This window comes from Proteus appendicitidis, from assembly GCF_030271835.1.
In the GTDB taxonomy this organism is placed as follows: Bacteria; Pseudomonadota; Gammaproteobacteria; order Enterobacterales; family Enterobacteriaceae; genus Proteus; species Proteus appendicitidis.
The window spans coordinates 3,724,663-3,744,035 of the sequence record NZ_CP127389.1; the positions used below are offsets into that span (position 1 = coordinate 3,724,663).

Here is a 19,373-nt window from a genome sequence, read left to right on the forward strand (position 1 = left end):
ATATGAAGATTTTGATTATTGGTAATGGCGGTCGTGAACATGCTTTAGCTTGGAAAGCGGTTCAATCACCGCTTACTACACAAGTCTTTGTTGCACCGGGTAATGCTGGAACAGCGTTAGAGCAAGGCGTACAAAATGTTGCAATCAGTGCAACGGATATTCCTGCATTAGTTGCCTTTGCGCTAGAAAATAATATTGATTTAACGATTGTTGGCCCTGAAGCCCCACTTGTTATTGGTGTTGTTGATGCCTTTAAAGCAGCGGGGCTGACCATTTTTGGCCCAACAAAAGGTGCCGCTCAATTAGAGGGTTCGAAAGCCTTCACAAAAGATTTTTTAGCTCGTCATAAAATTCCAACTGCGGATTATCAAAATTTTACAGAAATAGCACCTGCACTTGAGTACCTCAATAAAGTGGGCGCACCCATTGTTATCAAAGCAGACGGTTTAGCAGCAGGTAAAGGCGTTATTGTTGCAATGACACAAGCTGAGGCTGAAGCTGCAATTAAAGATATGCTGGCTGGCAATGTTTTTGGTGATGCAGGGCATCGTATTGTTATCGAAGAATATCTTGATGGTGAAGAAGCTAGCTTTATTGTCATCGTTGATGGTGAACACGTTATTCCAATGGCAACAAGCCAAGATCATAAGCGTGTCGGCGATGGCGATACAGGTCCTAATACTGGGGGAATGGGTGCATATTCGCCAGCACCTGTTGTTACACCAAAAATCCACCAGCAAGTAATGGAAAGGATCATTTATCCAACAGTAAAAGGAATGGCTTCTGAAGGACATCGCTACCAAGGTTTCCTTTATGCTGGGCTGATGATTGATAAACAAGGTGTTGCTAAGGTTATTGAGTTTAACTGTCGTTTTGGTGATCCAGAAACTCAACCTATTATGATGCGTATGCAATCTGACTTAGTAGAGCTTTGTTTAGCTGGAGCAAACGGTAATTTAAAAGATAAAAATCCCCATTGGGACCCTCGTCCGGCTTTAGGGATTGTGATTGCAGCTGGCGGCTATCCTGCGGATTATCGTCAAGGTGATGTTATCGAAGGCTTAACACCAACATCGTCAACAACGGCCAAAGTATTTCAAGCTGGAACAACACTCAATGAGAAAGGCGAGGTCATCACTGCCGGTGGGCGGGTACTCTGTGCAACTGCATTAGGTGATGATATCGAACAAGCTCAAAAAAATGCTTATGCTTTAGCGAAAGGTATTCATTGGGATGGTAGTTTTTATCGCCATGATATCGGCTATCGAGCGATTGCTCGCTTAAAGAAATAAATTAACAACGGCAAAAGGGAGTGATCACAAGCTCTCTTTTGTTGGTTCCCATTTACAAAAATCGTGTTCTGCAACCATAAGTAATTGCTTACCTTCTGGTGAATCAAGCCAAGCAACATAAGAAGGCTTATTTGAATTGCGCGATCTTGTTTTTAACCAGCGTTGTTCAGGACCTTCAAATGAAACACTCACCTTCTCGCCAGCACATGTTGTCATTGTATTTTGATACCAGACACCCTGTACTAAATTTACTTTCCCGATAGTAAGCGCTTCGCTAATTTCACGCTCTTTACTTGCAGCAAATACCATTCTTAAACGTTCATCTTCTGTTAATGCTCGTTTTTGCTTATGGCTTTCTTGTTGCATGAAAATAACTTCACCTCGTTTATTTAAACGAAGGTGCCAAGATGATGGATCGTTAGGATTGATAACTTCAGAGCGGACTTGCCAAAGCTTATTTTGGCGATACTCATAGAATGTGATGATAGTTTCTGGCTTTTTATAAAAGCTATAAACGCTCATGATCACTTGAGGTTCTGACGCTGTATTATTTAAACGCCATAGTCGCACAACACCTTCATCCGCGATATAACCTGTTGCAGAAAATTCAGGTAGTTGCACAGTAGAGGAGCAGGCGCTGAGCAAAAAAGCAGATCCTATTGCTAACAGCCCCTGTCGTTTCAACAAAAGGGGAGTAAATCCCCCTCTATTGTTCATTCCGTTCAAAGGAATTATTTTACTGCGTCTTTCAGTGCCTTACCGGCAGTAAATGCAGGAACGTTAGCTGCTGCAATTTTAATTTCTTTACCAGTTTGAGGGTTACGACCAGTACGCTCTGCACGGTGATTCACCTTGAATGTACCGAAACCAACTAACTGTACAGAATCGCCTTCTTTCAGAGCGCCTGTTACTGAATCGATAAACGCTTCAATAGCAGCTTTTGCTTGAGTTTTTGTCAGATCCGCTTTTTCAGCAACTGATTCGGTTAATTCAGCTTTGTTCATAAAATAGTCCTTAAAGTATGTTTTATCGTTTGAAAAACATCTGGTGAAAAAACTTAACTTATCTTTTTAAGAGGATAAATTAAGTAAAACACCTGAGCCACTTCTTTTCGTACCCAATGTAGAACATACACGGGGGTGATGTGAAGTCTTTAAACGTCGCTTTTCAAGCACTAAATCACGTTTTTCTGATTTAGTGCGTTAATTCTATACCGATATTGCTCATTCCAGCTTCACGAAGGTCTGCACGTAGACCTTTGATCAGTTCGACATCTCTTTCTTCACATTCTACAAGTAGACGGTAAATTTCCCATTGGATATCGAACTCTTCAATAACAGCAGGTAGAGATCTAAGTTCTTCTTCACTCATTTCTCTTTCTGCTTGTGTCATTTCAAGTGAAGCAACTGTCCCTACTGATAATTTACTCACTTCAATAGCGTGACTTAACGATTCACCGCTTAAACGAGAGTGAACAATTTCACTAAGTGCAACACAGGCGTCAATCGCAGGATAGACACCATAAATCTCGAACTGAGATGCATCAGGAATAGCTTCTTCTAATTTCTCTAATTGAGAATCAAAATTAACCTTTGCATCTTTCACCGTTAAAGTTTCCCAAACCAGATCGAGAATACGGCGATAAAGCATTGGATCGGTAAAACCTGTTTCACGACAAAATACCTGATAATTTGGGTACATTCTCTCACACAGGCATGCCATAAACGTCAGGTGTTGCCAAGCTTCTAGCTTTTCTAAACGTAAATGGATTGGGTTCTTCAACATTCGTGATTACTCATTTTCTTAACTTAGGCGCAGTTTACCTGAAAATTAAAAATATCCACATATTTCCCGGTCATTTAGAGCTTATTCTTATTCAACTGCTCAAATAATCGCCTATTTGAAGCAATACCGTCAGCCCAACGCGTTGGTTCTGGCAATCGATACCCCTTCATACACAGCTCAACCCACTGTAAAGTACCTTCCATACTCACTTTATGACCCGGAGAAATATACAGGGGTTTGCATTTTTTCTTACTGCGATAAATCCATCCTATTTGCTCATTCTTATCCATTAACGGCTCCTTGCTTCCCATCTCTTCATTAACGGATTTATCAATGCCACATAAACGACTTTTTGCCACGCCAATAGTCGGTGTATCCACTAATAAACCAAAATGACTTGCAACACCAAGCCTTCTAGGATGAGCAATACCTTGCCCATCGACAAAAATAAGAGAAGGCTTCTGTTTGATTAATTGCCACGCAGCCATGAGCGCTGGGCACTCTCTAAATGAAAGCAAACCTGGGATATAAGGAAGTGTTGTAGGAATTCGCGCGATTTGGTATTCAAGAATGTCAAAAGAAGGGTAATGCATAATCACGATGGCGGCGCGAGTGACCGCGCCACCGTCTTCAAAACCAACATCAGCACCGGCTATATAAGTTGGTGCTGTAAATTGGTCTGTTAAAATAATCTGTTGAGCTTTTTCTGTCTGCTCTTGACGTAATTGTTGGGTATTAATCATTATCCTGATGATAAGGCTTCGATAAACGGTGAACCGCATCAATGAATGCTCCAGCATGTTCAGGTGGAACATCTTGATGAATACCGTGCCCAAGATTAAAGACATGACCGTTGCCTTTACCAAATCCAGCAAGAATAGTTTCGACTTCTTGTTCTATTCTGGTAGGTGGTGCATACAGCATAGAAGGATCCATATTACCTTGTAGCGCAACTTTATCCCCAACTCGACGGCGTGCATCTTCAATATCAATAGTCCAATCAAGTCCTAATGCATCGCAACCTGTCGCCGCCATCGCTTCTAACCAGCGGCCACCACCTTTAGTAAATAAAGTGACTGGTACTTTTCTTCCATCATATTCACGAATAAGACCATCAACAATCTTATGCATATAGTGTAATGAGAAGAGTTGGTAATCACGCCCCGTTAGCACACCACCCCATGTATCAAAGATCATGATAGATTGTGCGCCCGCTTTAATTTGAGCATTCAAATAAAGAATAACGCTATCTGCCAGTTTATCCAGTAATAGATGTAGTGCTTGAGGCTCTGAATACATCATTTTTTTAATTTTTGTGAAGGCCTTACTACTTCCACCTTCAACCATATAGGTTGCCAATGTCCAAGGGCTTCCTGAAAAACCAATTAATGGCACACTACCTTGCAATGCATGACGAATAGCGCGTACTGCATTCATCACATATCCCAGTTCATCTTCAGGATCAGGAATAGGCAATTTTTTAATGTCATCAAGACTATTTATGGGTGATTTAAAACGAGGACCTTCACCTGTTTCAAAGTAAAGACCTAGCCCCATTGCATCAGGAATAGTTAAAATATCAGAAAATAAAATAGCGGCATCTAAAGGGAAACGTCTTAAAGGCTGTAATGTCACTTCACATGCTAGTTCTGTATTTTTGCACAATGAGATGAAATCTCCCGCCTGTGCCCGTGTTTCCTTGTATTCAGGAAGATATCTGCCTGCCTGACGCATCATCCAAACAGGGGTGACATCAACAGGTTGGCGCAACAGCGCACGTAAATAGCGGTCGTTTTTCAACTCACTCATGACTAACTCCATTAACAGTAATAGGGCCGCAAAATAGCATGCATTGTAACATGCTAGAAAAATAACTGTTGGCAGACAGCGTCTTTATTTAGTTCTTTTCTTTATCTTGTCTAATATTCGCTATCGTGTCTTCTATCAAGCGTCGAGCAATAGTATCAGGTGGTGGGATCTGAGGTAATTGATCGTAACGATACCAACCCGCACTCATTAATTCAGAAGGATCATGTTGTAGCTCGCCACCATCATAATCAGCTAAAAAGCCCATCATTAAGGAATGAGGAAACGGCCAAGGCTGAGATGATACATAGCGAATATTGCGAATACGAATATTGCTCTCTTCAAACACTTCACGAGCCACGGCTTCTTCTAGTGTTTCACCAACTTCAACAAAACCAGCGAGTACCGTGTAAAGCGGTGAATGTTTATGTCTAACATGATGTGCTAATAAGATTTTATCTTCATGGCGAATACCGACAATAATACAAGGAGCAATTTGTGGATAATAACGTTCATGACAATTATCGCATAAACATGCCCATTCACTCTCACTATGGCGCATTTTAGAACCACAATAACCACAAAAACGGTGAGAACGATAAAATTCAGCCAGTTGGACACCACGACCGACTAATTTAAATAAATTTTCATCTTGTGAAGCGATAAGTCTTGGTGAGCACATGTCGTTATCCATTTTTCCATGAATAAGCCAAACTGTTTCACCTTGCCATTCCCCCACAATTTTAGCGTGCTGACCAATGAGATCCCAATCTTTAGCTAAACCAAACGGCAGTTCACCTTTAGGTAACCATACTCGCCCACCAAGACTGACTGTCCACCAGCCTTTTTCGGAGCCTGTTAATGTATATAAATGCATAACGACCATTTTATCCAAAATAATGATATAGAATAAAGGATACTCTCTTTAGCAAGAAGCACTCAATGAATTATGACTATCTTCTATAATTCATTAACATTCTTAAAATATAAACATAAATTCCATTAATAATAAGAACCCTTAGAATGACAGATAAAACAAAAAACAAGATTGCTATTTTTGATCTAGATGAAACGCTTTTAGCTGGCGACTCTAGTCGCTTATGGACAAACTATTTGTGGGATAAAAAAATAGTCACAGATCCTCATTTTTTAAAACTAGATGAGCAAATGATCGCAGACTATTACGCTGAAAAACTAGATATAAACCAATATCTTTTTCAACATTTAGCTTACTTTAAACATTACGATATAAATAAGATAAATCATTGGGTTAATGACTTCACTAAAACAAAAATTCAACCTCTGCTTTATCCACAAGGAATATCAATAATTACACAATATCGACAACAAAATATTCCCGTTATGATTATTTCAGCAACAATGTCTTTTTTAGTTCATGTGATTGCAAAGCAACTCAATGCGGATATTTCAATGGGCATTGATATGCAAATTAAGGACAATCATTACACTGGATTGATTGAAGGTATTCCTACATTTCGAGAAGGAAAAGTTGAGCGTTTAAATCAATGGAAAAAAGCCAATAACATAAATAATATTTATATTTATTTCTATACGGATTCATCCAATGACCTCCCTTTATGTTACCAAGCCAATCATGTTATAGCGGTTAATGCCGACCCCAAATTAGTACAAACTGCAGATGAAAAAGCATGGGAACAGCAACACTGGGCGTTAAATAAATAACCCATGTCGGACTTGTAGTTTTTAAAATCTTTCATATACTGGACATCTTCTTGTCGGAGTGCCTAGTGTTTATAAGGCTATTATAAACACAGGCTGAGACCGTTAATTCGGGATCCGCGGAACCTGATCGGGTTAATACCCGCGAAGGGAACAAGAGTGATTCGACCTTTTGATAGCTTCATTGCGTATATTTTTTACACATCTATATACACCTATCTGTCGATACTCCCTGCGACCTCCAGACAAGCATTTTTCTCAATATTCACCCGACAGGCTACCGCCTGCATGATATTTATTAGGAAATGCTATGTCCCAAAATCAAACTATATCCGTTAAAGATATTTCACCAACAAACAATAAACAGCGTCCACGAAAAGAGCAGCGTGATGCAGCTCAAGAGTTTATTAGCACTATTCAAGGCGTAAGTTTCCCAAATTCAAACCGTATTTACCTTGAAGGATCACGTACTGACATTCAAGTACCAATGCGTGAGATCCAACTTGATAAAACGCTAGTCGGAGGCTCTAAAGACTCCCCTGTTTTTGAAGATAATGAACCTGTACCTGTGTATGACACATCAGGTCCTTATGGCGATCCGGCTTCTCAACTTGACGTTAATCTTGGATTAAAAAAAATACGCCAACCATGGATTGATGAGCGCAATGATACCGAAACGCTTTCACTTTTAAGTTCGGATTTCACCCAACAGCGCCTTTCTGATGCTGGATTAGAACATCTACGTTTCCCCTTAAAACCAAAGCCGAAAAAAGCGTTAAATGGCAAAAGAGTGACGCAATTACATTATGCTCGCCAAGGCATTATTACGCCTGAAATGGAGTTTATTGCTATTCGTGAAAATATGGGGCGAGAGAGAATTCGTAGCAAAGTTTTACGCCAACAGCACGCAGGATTTAGCTTTGGCGCTCATCTCCCTGACAATATTACCCCTGAGTTTGTTCGCCAAGAAGTTGCAGCGGGTCGCGCAATCATTCCTGCCAATATCAATCACCCAGAATCAGAGCCAATGATTATTGGTCGTAATTTCCTAGTCAAAGTGAATGCCAATATCGGAAACTCATCGGTCACTTCCTCGATTGAAGAAGAAGTTGAAAAGCTAATTTGGTCTACACGCTGGGGAGCGGATACCGTAATGGATCTCTCAACAGGTCGTTATATTCATGAAACGCGTGAGTGGATCATTCGCAATAGCCCTGTTCCTATTGGTACAGTTCCAATTTATCAAGCACTGGAGAAAGTTAACGGTATTGCTGAAGATCTCACTTGGGAAATGTTCCGCGATACCTTGCTTGAGCAAGCAGAGCAAGGGGTTGATTATTTTACTATTCATGCCGGTGTATTGTTACGTTATGTGCCAATGACAGCAAAACGTCTAACGGGTATTGTGTCTCGTGGCGGTTCGATAATGGCGAAATGGTGTTTATCACATCATAAAGAAAATTTCCTCTACGAACATTTCCGTGAAATCTGCGAAATTTGTGCCGCTTATGATGTTTCCCTCTCATTGGGTGATGGGTTAAGACCGGGTTCTATTCAAGATGCCAATGATGAAGCACAATTTTCTGAATTACATACCTTAGGTGAGCTGACAAAAATTGCTTGGGAATATGATGTTCAGGTGATGATTGAAGGTCCTGGTCATGTGCCAATGCAGATGATCCGCCGCAATATGACCGAAGAATTGGAACATTGTCATGAAGCACCATTTTATACATTAGGTCCGCTCACTACAGATATTGCACCGGGTTATGATCACTTTACCTCAGGTATTGGTGCGGCAATGATTGGCTGGTTTGGTTGTGCAATGCTCTGTTATGTCACCCCTAAAGAACACCTTGGCTTACCTAATAAAGAAGATGTGAAACAAGGTCTTATCACTTATAAAATTGCCGCTCATGCAGCCGATTTAGCCAAAGGGCATCCCGGCGCTCAAATTCGTGATAATGCAATGTCGAAAGCACGCTTTGAGTTTAGATGGGAAGACCAATTTAACTTGGCGCTTGATCCTGAAACCGCGCGTCAATATCACGATGAAACGCTCCCTCAGGCTTCAGGAAAAGTCGCTCATTTCTGTTCGATGTGTGGTCCTAAATTCTGCTCAATGAAAATAACGCAAGAAGTGCGTGATTATGCGGCGGGTATGGAACAAATGTCCCAAACCTTTAAAGAGCATGGCAGTGAGTTATACCACAGTGCAGAAATCGCCAGTGTTGAGGTAACTGAAAATGAACAGATCCTCTAACACACCTTTTGCATCAACAGAAAAAAAGCTGGGGCTTTATCCTGTTGTTGATTCTGTTGAATGGATCGAGCGCCTGTTAAAAACAGGCGTTACCACCCTGCAATTACGCATAAAAGATAAACAGCCAGACGACGTTGAACAAGAGATCATCGAAGCGATAAAATTGGGCAAACAGTATCATGCAAGACTGTTTATCAATGATTATTGGCAACTCGCCATTAAACATCACGCTTACGGTGTTCATCTTGGTCAAGAAGATCTCGATATTGCCGACCTTAATGCCATTAAACAATCAGGATTACGCCTTGGTATTTCCACTCATGACGAAGTTGAATTACAAAGAGCGAAAACATTACGTCCATCTTACATCGCGCTAGGGCATATATTTCCAACCACCACAAAAGATATGCCATCTAAACCTCAAGGTTTAAAGGCACTCAGACATCAAGTAGAGCAGACACCTGATTTTCCAATAGTTGCTATTGGTGGGATCTCACTAGAAAGAGTACCTGATGTTGTTGCAACCGGTGTGGGGAGCGTTGCCTTGGTCAGTGCAATAACAAAAGCGCCAGATTGGCAACAAGTGACTCGTAAATTATTAGAATTAGTAGAAGGAAAACCATCATGCTAAATGATAATGATTTTATGCGTTATAGCCGACAAGTAATGTTAGAAGATATTGGCTTAGAAGGTCAAAACAAACTTCAACAAGCAAAAGTACTGATTATTGGGCTTGGTGGATTAGGCTCTCCCGCATCACTTTATCTTGCTGGTGCAGGTATTGGTGAGCTTATTTTAGTGGATGATGATGAGTTACATGTCTCTAATCTACAACGTCAAATTCTTTATCGTACTCAAGATATTCCTGATGCAAAATCAGAGGTCGCAAAGCAGTCTCTACATGCACTAAATCCGGATATAAAAATTACCTCTTATAAACAACGTATTGATGATGATTCATTATCTAAATTAGTTAAAAAGGTCGATTTAGTTTTAGATTGCACCGATAACATGCTCACACGCCAAGCGATTAATCGTGCTTGTGTTGCACAGCAAACTCCGCTTATTAGTGGCAGTGCCGTAGGGTTTAGTGGTCAGCTTATGGTGTTTGAACCTCCTTTTACTCACGGTTGCTATCACTGCCTTTATCCTGATGAGACTGAACCACAAAGAAATTGCAGAACAGCCGGAATTCTAGGCCCTGTTGTGGGCGTAATTGGCACACTTCAGGCACTTGAAGCGATTAAATTGCTTTCTGGTTTACCTTGCTCTCTAAGTGGAAAACTCCGCCTTTTCGATGGTAGAAAACAAAATTGGAGTACTTTGCATTTAACACCATCAAAAACATGTCCTGTTTGTCGAGGGGTAGCATGAACATTACCGTAAATGACGAACAATATTCTCTGGATATGCCTGTCACTCTCTGTCAGCTCCTTATTCAGTTAGAGCAACCATCCATTGGTGTAGCACTTGCTATCAATGAAACCATTGTTCCCCGTGAAAATTGGGAAACACATTTTATTAATGATGGCGATACTATTCTTCTCTTCCAAGCAATTGCAGGGGGCTGATATGTTAAAAATTGCTGATACAACATTCACATCTAGACTTTTTACAGGTACAGGAAAATTTGCAACACCAACGCTAATGACAGAAGCTATTAAAGCTTCGGGTAGCCAATTAGTAACGATGGCAATGAAGCGGGTGGATTTGAAGAATGCTAATGATGATTTAATCGCACCACTTAAATCATTAGGGGTTAAATTATTACCTAATACATCGGGCGCAAAAACAGCACAAGAAGCGGTTTTTGCAGCTCGTTTAGCTAAAGAAGCCTTTGGTACCCATTGGGTAAAATTAGAAATTCATCCTGACACCAAATATTTATTACCCGATCCTATTGAAACACTTAAAGCTGCTGAAACCCTCGTTAAAGAAGGGTTTGTTGTTTTGCCTTATTGCAGTGCTGATCCTGTTTTATGTCGTCGTTTAGAAGAAGTTGGCTGTGCCGCTGTAATGCCTTTAGGTTCTCCTATTGGCTCCAATCAAGGCTTACAGACTCGTGATTTTCTAAGAATTATCATTGAACAAGCCTCAATTCCTGTTGTTGTTGATGCGGGTATTGGCGCACCAAGTCATGCACTCGAAGCTTTAGAGTTAGGTGCTGATGCAGTATTAGTTAATACCGCAATTGCGGTTGCCAAAAATCCTGTTCTAATGGCACAAGCCTTTAAAGCAGCCCTTGATGCTGGTGAACTTGCTCGACAATCAGGGCTTGCTACACCCACTTCAGTTGTGAATATGCAAGCACAAGCCTCTAGCCCATTAACTCAATATTTAGAGGCATTCTAATGGACACTTTTTCTGATTATTGGCAACAACTCGACTGGGATGACATTACATTAAAACTCAATAGTAAAACTAATGCAGATGTTGAAGCCGCATTAAATCGCCATTCCCTTACACTTGATGATTTTATGGCACTGATTTCGCCTGCAGGGCGACATTATTTAGAGCCAATGGCACAACGCGCTCAACAACTCACTCGACAACGTTTTGGTAATGTAGTGGGACTGTATGTGCCGCTTTATCTTTCTAATTTATGTGCGAATGACTGTACTTATTGTGGTTTTTCAATGAGTAATGCCATTAAACGTAAAACATTAAATGAAAGTGAAATAGTTGCCGAATGTAATAGTATCAGGCAGTTAGGTTTTGATAGCTTGTTATTAGTGACTGGAGAACACCAAAGAAAAGTGGGTATGGATTATTTTCGCCAGTACATCCCTCTCATTCGACAGCATTTCAGTTTATTAATGATGGAAGTACAACCTCTTGCAACAGAAGAATATGCAGAATTAAAAACACTAGGCATTGATGGCGTGATGGTTTACCAAGAAACCTATCATGAACCCACTTATCAGCTTCATCACCTAAAAGGCAAAAAACAAGATTTTCACTGGCGGCTGCAAACACCTGATAGATTAGGGCAAGCAGGCATTGATAAGATTGGATTAGGTGCATTGATTGGTCTTTCAAGCCAGTGGCGTAGCGATTGCTATATGGTGGCAGAACATCTCTTGTTCTTACAAAAACGCTATTGGAAAAGTCGTTATTCTATCTCTTTTCCTCGGTTACGCCCTTGCGCTGGTGGGCTTAGCCCTGCATCGGTAATGAGTGAAGCAGAATTAGTACAACTTATCTGTGCTTTTCGCATTTTAGCACCGGATGTGGAGCTTTCACTTTCAACACGAGAATCGCCTTATTTTCGCGATAACACGGTGCCATTAGCCATTAATAACATTAGCGCAGGTTCTAAAACTCAACCCGGTGGATATTCTGATAGTCATGAAGAGTTAGAACAGTTTTCACCTAATGATAATCGCCATGTAAATGATGTTATTAACGTATTAAAAGAGCGAGGATTACAACCTGTATGGAAGGACTGGGATAATTACTTGGGTCGTTAATTAAAATTTAAATAATATAAAACCACCTTTAATTTATTTAATTAAAAATAACAAGGGTGGTTTTTATTAAAATAATTAATAATAAAAAATAATTAAGAAAACATAATTAAAAAAGATAATAACGATATTACACGCTATATATTAATTTTTTTAGAATTTAGCAATTAACTAGAAAAAAAATTAGAACAACTGTTATTATTTTTATCGAATTCTATTTATTATGCATTATCATGCTACGGTCAATTCTTCAATTTCTTGTATACTTAAACCAGATACTCTTTCGATAAATGAAAGATCAAAATTCTCTTTTAATAAATTTTTTGCCAATTCTAACTGCACTGATTTTCTTCCTATTTCAATACCTACCGTTTTTCCTAATTCGATACCTTCATTTTTTCCTATTTCAAACCCTTCATCTATACCTAATTTAAATCCTTTATTTTCTAATCTCCACGCTATATTCATAATTGTCTCTCTATGGTTATCTACTTGTTCAGCTATCTTATTTATGATGAATTCAAAATCTGATGCATCCATGATTGAGAATAAATATTGTACAACAGCAACAGTGTCTTCATCTCTGCAGTTTTTCTGATTTATTGCTTTTGATAGCAGCATTGCAATCTTATTAATATCTTTACAACTATTAACATGTTTCATCGCAATTTCCATTACTGCCGCTTTTTTATGTGTCAGCAAAATATCGTCATCAATTGAGGTCAAATCAATTAAAGAGAAGTCATTAGAATAAAGTTGATTAGCAAGTGAAGAAAGTGGAAAACATTTCATCCAATTAACAGGAAAAGGATAAGGTTTCTTCTTTCCATGATAAAACAAGATTGGAACAACGAGAGGCAAAGACTTATAACCTTGCTGTAAATGCTGATTCATGGTGCAAAATGCATAGTGCATCATACGCCAAGCTATCATTTTATCAGGTCTAGATTGATGTTCTACAAGTAAATAAATGGGAACATCACCCTCTTTGGTTTTCACCAAATATAAAATATCAGACATACGAGAACGTAATTTTATATCAATAAAAGAAGAATTCTGTAATTGCAAAGTCGAAAAATCACACTGGCTTTTTAATTCTTCAGGTAAGTGGATAAAGAAAAAATCTTTCGCATTACTGACATTCATCATAAAACGTTTGAATGCAGAATCATGAGTAGAAATTGATATGGATTTATTCATAACTGACTCCATGCCGAATTTGGACTGCCAGCTTACAGAAAAAAATGTATTTCCCTTACTAAAAAATCATCATAATTATCTGAAAAATATAAGTTATTTATTGATCTTACCTGAATAAGTTAGAGGAGAATAAAAAATACCTTCAATAAATATCAAAGGTATTTTTTAAGATTATAAATTTTATTTTTAATTATTTATCAACAACGATATTTTTATTAACGACTTCATATTCATCATTACCCACCATTCTGGCAAATTTCTCAATAGGATCTGTACTCAAAGCATAGAGCCGTTTTAGCGCAAAAGGAGGATCACCTAAACGAACTTTTCCTTGCTGAGTCGTCACCGCCAATGTCATACCAGACGCTTTGACTGCCGTAATTGCCCTTTGATTATATCCACCGAAAGGGTATGCAAAGGCATATTGATGTGGGTTTAATAATCGCAATACACGTTGTGAGCGTTGTAAATCTAATATAATCGTGTGGGACTGACGGCTAAAAATGATAGGTTTTTTATTATTATCTAAACGATGTAAAAAATGGGAGTGCGATTGGATATCAAAAACATCACGGCTCGATTTAAGTGACTGCCAACTCATAAATTGTAATGAATTAGGCGCCCACTTAGGTGTTTTGGATTTTATTCGTGATGAGATAACAAATAGTGTTGCTCGTTGACCATTTTCTTTTAAAAGGGGATAAGCATAGCGATAAACGGATTGCAGACCATCATCAAATGTTAATGCAACCGCTTTGCCTGGCAAATTAACACTCTTATTTAAATAGCCAGCCACTTGATTGAGCGAAAGCGTTTCGTATCCAGCTTCTTTTAAATAATTCATCTGCTCTGTAAAGGCAGTTAATGATGTTGTTGTTGATGTATGGCGAAAATTATGGTTTTCCGTTGCTTTAAGAATATGGTGATAAGTAAGTACCGGTATTCCTAAATCAGGTTTTACATCCCTTGATGAAATATAACCTAAGCGATCACCTAAAGAGATTTCAAACCAATTGATTTTACTTTCATTAGTATCTTCTTTTATTGTGCGAGATAACACGGGATAACGTAAATTGGGTAAGAGTGTCGCTATTTGTGGGCTAGCAATATCTTTATCACTATAGATGGGCGTATTTTTTGTCGTAATTAAATATTCGTAGATAGGATAATCGGTTTTCTTCGTGCTATCTGATAAGAAACGTGTTTTTTTATCCGGTTTCATTGAGGCAATATCTTCAAAATAGCCATCTTCTAGATAGCCCGCTTCAAGATAACCTTGGGCATTTCCAAATTGTATTTTGTGGTAATCCCCCTTCGCAACTGATGCATAAAAACCTTGATTAGGGCAAAGCTCTGCAACAGGCCGCAATTTATCCCCCACAAACGCATATAGCGTTTTTTGTTGACGTAGTTGCATCAGTGTTGTGATGGGGGTTTTTAAATCCCATTGAGCTTCTGTTGGAATGCCTCGTTCATAAGGTACTGCTGAAGCAAATCCAGTAAAAATAAAACATAGAATAATCAAACTATTCGCTATTACTCTCATCATTTCGCCTACTTATGTAGAACAGAAACAAAAAATGCCCTCACAATGGAGGGCATTTCAATCTAACCTAGATTAGATTTTAGTCTTTTAATCCGCCGAAACCAGCATTCAGTAATTCTGCTAAGTTTGCAGATGCTTCATCAGCACTGATTGTTGTTTCAGTTTCATCTGTCGGCAATTGTGATTGACGACGCTTCATACGATCTTGGTGATACGCATATCCAGTACCAGCTGGGATCAAGCGACCAACAATAACGTTTTCTTTCAAGCCACGTAATTCATCACGTTTACCCGCTACCGCAGCTTCCGTCAGAACACGAGTTGTTTCTTGGAACGATGCAGCAGAGATGAAGGATTCTGTTGCCAGAGACGCTTTCGTGATACCTAACAGGTCACGAGCATACGTTGCTGGTACTTTGCCATCATCTTCCAGAACACGGTTTGATACTTTAACGCGAGCGTATTCAACCTGTTCACCTTCGAGGAACTCAGAGCTTCCTGCGTTCTCAATGGTAACTTTACGTAGCATTTGACGAACGATAACTTCGATGTGTTTATCGTTAATCTTAACGCCTTGTAAACGGTAAACTTCCTGTACTTCGTTAGTGATATAGCGAGTAACCGCATGAACACCACGTAAGCGCAGAATGTCGTGTGGTGATTCTGGACCATCGGAAATAACATCACCGCGTTCCACAACCTCACCCTCGAATACGTTGAGCTGACGCCATTTAGGGATCATCTCTTCGTATGCATCGCTACCGTCTAATGGAGAAATAACTAGACGACGTTTACCTTTAGTCTCTTTACCGAACGAAACAATACCGCTGATTTCAGCAAGGATTGCAGGCTCTTTCGGACGACGAGCTTCAAACAGGTCAGCAACGCGTGGCAGACCACCGGTGATATCTTTAGTACCGCCAGATTCTTGTGGAATACGCGCTAAAGTGTCACCTGCGTTAATTGCAATGCCATCGTCTAACTGAACAATCGCTTTACCTGGCAGGAAGTACTGTGCTGGCATATCAGTGTTCGGGATTAATACGTCATTGCCTTGTGCATCAGTGATGCGTAATGCTGGACGTAAATCTTTACCGCTACCTGTACGCTCTGCTGAATCCAGAACAACCAGTGAAGAAAGACCTGTTAATTCATCTGTTTGACGTGTGATAGTTTGACCATCAACCATGTCTGCAAAACGGATGATACCAGATACTTCACTCACAACTGGCATTGTATGTGGATCCCAGTTAGCAACAGTTTCGCCACCGTTAACTGCTTCGCCATCACCTTTCGCTAATTGAGCACCGTAAGGCACTTTGTAGCTCTCTTTCGTACGACCGAATTCGTCAATTAAACGTAATTCTGTGTTACGAGAGGTGATAACTAATTTACCCGCAGTATTAGTAATGAACTTCGCATTGAACAGCTTCAGAGTACCTTTGTTACGTACTTGAATGCTAGATTCTGCTGCCGCACGAGATGCCGCACCACCGATGTGGAACGTACGCATCGTTAACTGTGTACCTGGTTCACCGATTGACTGTGCTGCGATAACACCGATAGCTTCACCTTTGTTAATGATATGACCACGAGCAAGGTCACGACCATAACAATTCGCACACACACCGAAGTCTGTGTTACAGGTTACAACTGAACGAACTTTTACGCTGTCAACAGAGTTTTCTTCTAACAAGTCACACAGTTTTTCGTTCAACAGGGTGTTACGTGGAACAAGAATATCGGCAGTACCTGGTTTCAGAATATCTTCTGCAGCCACACGACCTAATACACGTTCACGCAGTGGTTCTTTAACATCACCACCTTCGATAACCGGAGTCATCATAACACCTTCGGTTGTACCACAGTCGTCTTCTGTAACGACTAAGTCTTGTGCAACGTCAACTAAACGACGAGTCAAGTAACCGGAGTTTGCTGTTTTCAGTGCGGTATCCGCAAGACCTTTACGAGCACCGTGGGTTGAGATGAAGTACTGGAGTACGTTCAGACCTTCACGGAAGTTCGCTGTGATTGGTGTTTCGATGATTGAGCCATCTGGCTTAGCCATCAGACCACGCATACCTGCTAACTGACGGATCTGAGCTGCAGAACCACGAGCACCGGAGTCAGCCATCATAAAGATGCTGTTGAAAGATACTTGTTGTTCTTCTTCACCATTACGGTTAATAACGGTTTCAGTAGACAGGTTTTCCATCATCGCTTTCGCTACGCGCTCATTCGCCGCAGCCCAAATATCGATAACTTTGTTGTAACGTTCGCCCGCTGTTACCAGACCGGATTGGAACTGTTCCTGAATTTCTGCAACTTCTGCTTCTGCTTCTGCAATGATCTCTGCTTTTTTCGCAGGGATAACCATGTCATCGATACCTACTGAAGCACCTGAACGTGCTGCGTAAGCAAAACCGGTATACATGATTTGGTCAGCAAAAATAACCGTTGGCTTCAAGCCCAATACGCGATAACAGGTATTCAGCATTTTAGAAATTGCTTTCTTACCTAATGGTTGGTTAACCAGCGCGTAAGGTAGGCCTTTTGGTACGATCATCCATAAAATAGCTCGGCCGACAGTTGTGTCTTTTAAGCTAGTTTCAGTGGTGATGTTACCTTCGCCATCTTTGATCTCTTCAGTGATACGTACTTTAACGCGTGCGTGTAAAGAGGCTAAACCTGCGCGATAAACGCGTTCAGCTTCTTTAGGACCACTTAACACCATGCCTTCACCTTTGGCATTGATGCAGTCACGAGTCATGTAGTACAGACCTAATACAACGTCCTGTGAAGGAACGATGATTGGGTCACCACTTGCTGGAGACAGAATGTTGTTTGTTGACATCATCAGCGCACGAGCTTCTAACTGTGCTTCTAATGTCAGTGGTACGTGAACCGCCATTTGGTCACCATCGAAGTCGGCGTTATATGCCGCACAAACGAGTGGGTGTAACTGAATAGCTTTACCTTCGATAAGGATTGGTTCAAATGCCTGAATACCTAAACGGTGAAGTGTTGGTGCACGGTTTAGCATTACTGGGTGTTCGCGGATAACTTCATCTAAGATATCCCAAACAACCGCTTCTTCGCGCTCAACCATTTTTTTAGCGGCTTTGATTGTTGTCGCTAAACCACGGGTTTCCAGTTTTCCGTAAATAAATGGTTTGAATAATTCAAGAGCCATTTTCTTCGGCAGACCACACTGATGCAGACGCAGGTATGGACCAACGGTGATTACAGAACGACCAGAATAGTCAACACGTTTACCTAACAGGTTTTGACGGAAACGACCTTGTTTACCTTTGATCATATCAGCCAAAGATTTCAGAGGACGTTTGTTAGAACCTGTGATCGCACGACCACGACGACCGTTATCTAATAACGCATCCACAGACTCTTGTAACATACGTTTTTCGTTACGTACGATAATGTCTGGTGCTGCTAAATCAAGCAGGCGTTTTAAACGGTTGTTACGGTTGATCACACGACGATATAAATCGTTCAGGTCTGAAGTCGCAAAACGACCGCCATCAAGTGGAACCAGTGGACGTAAGTCTGGTGGTAACACAGGCAGTACAGTTAAGATCATCCACTCAGGTTTATTGCCTGATTGCATGAATGCTTCAAGTAACTTGATACGTTTAGTCAGTTTCTTACGTTTAGTTTCAGAGTTAGTTTCATTTAACTCTTCACGCAGCGTTTCACACTCTTGTTCCAGATCCATGCTCTGTAACAAGTTCTGAACAGCTTCTGCACCCATCTTCGCGTCAAATTCGTCACCGAATTCTTCTAATGCGTCGAGGTATTGCTCTTCTGTTAAGATTTGGCCGCGTTCAAGGCTGGTCATACCGCCTTCAACAACAACGTAAGATTCGAAATACAGTACACGTTCAATATCGCGCAGAGGCATATCCAGCAGCAGACCGATACGGGACGGCAGTGATTTCAAGAACCAAATGTGAGCAACTGGAGAAGCTAATTCGATGTGACCCATACGTTCACGACGAACTTTAGTTTGTGTAACTTCAACGCCACACTTCTCACAGATAACACCACGGTGTTTTAAACGTTTGTATTTACCACACAAACATTCGTAATCTTTTACTGGTCCGAAAATACGGGCGCAGAAAAGACCGTCACGTTCTGGTTTGAACGTACGGTAGTTAATTGTTTCTGGCTTTTTAACTTCACCAAATGACCATGAACGGATCATATCAGGTGATGCCAGAGCAATTTTGATCGCATCAAACTCTTCGGTCTTGGTTTGCGCTTTCAGAAACTTTAATAAGTCTTTCACGAAATGG

The 19,373-nt window shown here is 40.4% G+C and carries 17 protein-coding genes and 1 riboswitch; of the genes, 8 read left to right on the plus strand and 9 right to left on the minus strand.

Going from position 1 to position 19,373, the window contains the following annotated elements; genetic code table 11:
* Nucleotides 1-2 precede the first annotated feature (2 nt).
* Entirely contained in the window at nt 3-1,292 is a 1,290-nt protein-coding gene (purD, locus tag QQS39_RS17005; protein ID WP_285805018.1) for a phosphoribosylamine--glycine ligase, read from the plus strand.
* 24 nt (nt 1,293-1,316) lie between these two features.
* Here purD and QQS39_RS17010 read toward each other — a convergent pair whose 3' ends face one another.
* The 6 genes from QQS39_RS17010 to nudC all read right to left on the minus strand — a co-directional run bounded on the left by QQS39_RS17010 (nt 1,317) and on the right by nudC (nt 5,760).
* The gene (locus QQS39_RS17010) at nt 1,317-1,979 is read right to left on the minus strand and encodes a DUF1481 domain-containing protein (protein ID WP_285805019.1); all 663 of its coding nucleotides are present in this window, start codon (nt 1,977-1,979) and stop codon (nt 1,317-1,319) included.
* A gap of 44 nt (nt 1,980-2,023) precedes the next feature.
* A complete protein-coding gene (locus QQS39_RS17015) occupies nt 2,024-2,296 on the minus strand; it encodes an HU family DNA-binding protein (protein WP_004246922.1) in 273 nt (90 codons plus the stop codon).
* 190 nt (nt 2,297-2,486) lie between these two features.
* A complete protein-coding gene (locus QQS39_RS17020; RefSeq protein ID WP_023583105.1) occupies nt 2,487-3,077 on the minus strand; it encodes a YjaG family protein in 591 nt (196 codons plus the stop codon).
* 74 nt (nt 3,078-3,151) lie between these two features.
* Nucleotides 3,152-3,820 (minus strand): deoxyribonuclease V, encoded by a 669-nt coding sequence (nfi, locus tag QQS39_RS17025; RefSeq protein ID WP_285805020.1) that lies wholly within the window; start codon nt 3,818-3,820, stop codon nt 3,152-3,154.
* Nucleotides 3,813-4,886, minus strand: coding sequence for a uroporphyrinogen decarboxylase (gene hemE / locus QQS39_RS17030; RefSeq protein ID WP_285805021.1), 1,074 nt, complete (start codon nt 4,884-4,886; stop codon nt 3,813-3,815). Before hemE ends, nfi begins: the two co-directional genes overlap by 8 nt.
* A gap of 88 nt (nt 4,887-4,974) precedes the next feature.
* Nucleotides 4,975-5,760, minus strand: coding sequence for an NAD(+) diphosphatase (gene nudC, locus QQS39_RS17035; protein WP_099074922.1), 786 nt, complete (start codon nt 5,758-5,760; stop codon nt 4,975-4,977).
* A gap of 146 nt (nt 5,761-5,906) precedes the next feature.
* Here nudC and QQS39_RS17040 point away from each other — a divergent pair, with 146 nt between their 5' ends.
* From QQS39_RS17040 to thiH, 7 genes are all read left to right on the plus strand, one after another.
* Nucleotides 5,907-6,587 (plus strand): HAD family hydrolase, encoded by a 681-nt coding sequence (locus QQS39_RS17040; protein WP_285805022.1) that lies wholly within the window; start codon nt 5,907-5,909, stop codon nt 6,585-6,587.
* Between the two features lie 44 nt (nt 6,588-6,631).
* Nucleotides 6,632-6,754: riboswitch (TPP riboswitch) on the plus strand.
* A gap of 140 nt (nt 6,755-6,894) precedes the next feature.
* Nucleotides 6,895-8,847 (plus strand): phosphomethylpyrimidine synthase ThiC, encoded by a 1,953-nt coding sequence (gene thiC / locus QQS39_RS17045; RefSeq protein ID WP_285805023.1) that lies wholly within the window; start codon nt 6,895-6,897, stop codon nt 8,845-8,847.
* Entirely contained in the window at nt 8,831-9,478 is a 648-nt protein-coding gene (gene thiE, locus QQS39_RS17050; protein ID WP_285805024.1) for a thiamine phosphate synthase, read from the plus strand. Before thiC ends, thiE begins: the two co-directional genes overlap by 17 nt.
* Nucleotides 9,472-10,221, plus strand: a complete 750-nt coding sequence (thiF, locus tag QQS39_RS17055; RefSeq protein ID WP_285805025.1) for a thiazole biosynthesis adenylyltransferase ThiF — start codon at nt 9,472-9,474, stop codon at nt 10,219-10,221. Before thiE ends, thiF begins: the two co-directional genes overlap by 7 nt.
* Nucleotides 10,218-10,418, plus strand: coding sequence for a sulfur carrier protein ThiS (gene thiS, locus QQS39_RS17060; protein ID WP_099074912.1), 201 nt, complete (start codon nt 10,218-10,220; stop codon nt 10,416-10,418). The genes thiF and thiS overlap by 4 nt, the downstream gene beginning before the upstream one ends.
* Before the next feature lies 1 nt (nt 10,419).
* The gene (locus QQS39_RS17065; RefSeq protein WP_285805026.1) at nt 10,420-11,199 is read left to right on the plus strand and encodes a thiazole synthase; all 780 of its coding nucleotides are present in this window, start codon (nt 10,420-10,422) and stop codon (nt 11,197-11,199) included.
* Entirely contained in the window at nt 11,199-12,317 is a 1,119-nt protein-coding gene (gene thiH, locus QQS39_RS17070) for a 2-iminoacetate synthase ThiH (RefSeq protein ID WP_196571643.1), read from the plus strand. The genes QQS39_RS17065 and thiH overlap by 1 nt, the downstream gene beginning before the upstream one ends.
* Before the next feature lie 228 nt (nt 12,318-12,545).
* On the opposite strand, the gene QQS39_RS17075 is transcribed toward thiH, so the two are convergent.
* The 3 genes from QQS39_RS17075 to rpoC all read right to left on the minus strand — a co-directional run bounded on the left by QQS39_RS17075 (nt 12,546) and on the right by rpoC (nt 19,366).
* The gene (locus QQS39_RS17075) at nt 12,546-13,514 is read right to left on the minus strand and encodes an Rpn family recombination-promoting nuclease/putative transposase (protein ID WP_285805027.1); all 969 of its coding nucleotides are present in this window, start codon (nt 13,512-13,514) and stop codon (nt 12,546-12,548) included.
* Nucleotides 13,515-13,704: 190 nt separating this feature from the next.
* Entirely contained in the window at nt 13,705-15,060 is a 1,356-nt protein-coding gene (locus QQS39_RS17080) for a polysaccharide deacetylase family protein (RefSeq protein WP_285805028.1), read from the minus strand.
* Nucleotides 15,061-15,139: 79 nt separating this feature from the next.
* On the minus strand, nt 15,140-19,366 hold the full coding sequence (gene rpoC, locus QQS39_RS17085; protein ID WP_151436282.1) for a DNA-directed RNA polymerase subunit beta': 4,227 nt from the start codon (nt 19,364-19,366) through the stop codon (nt 15,140-15,142).
* Between the last annotated feature and the right edge of the window lie 7 nt (nt 19,367-19,373).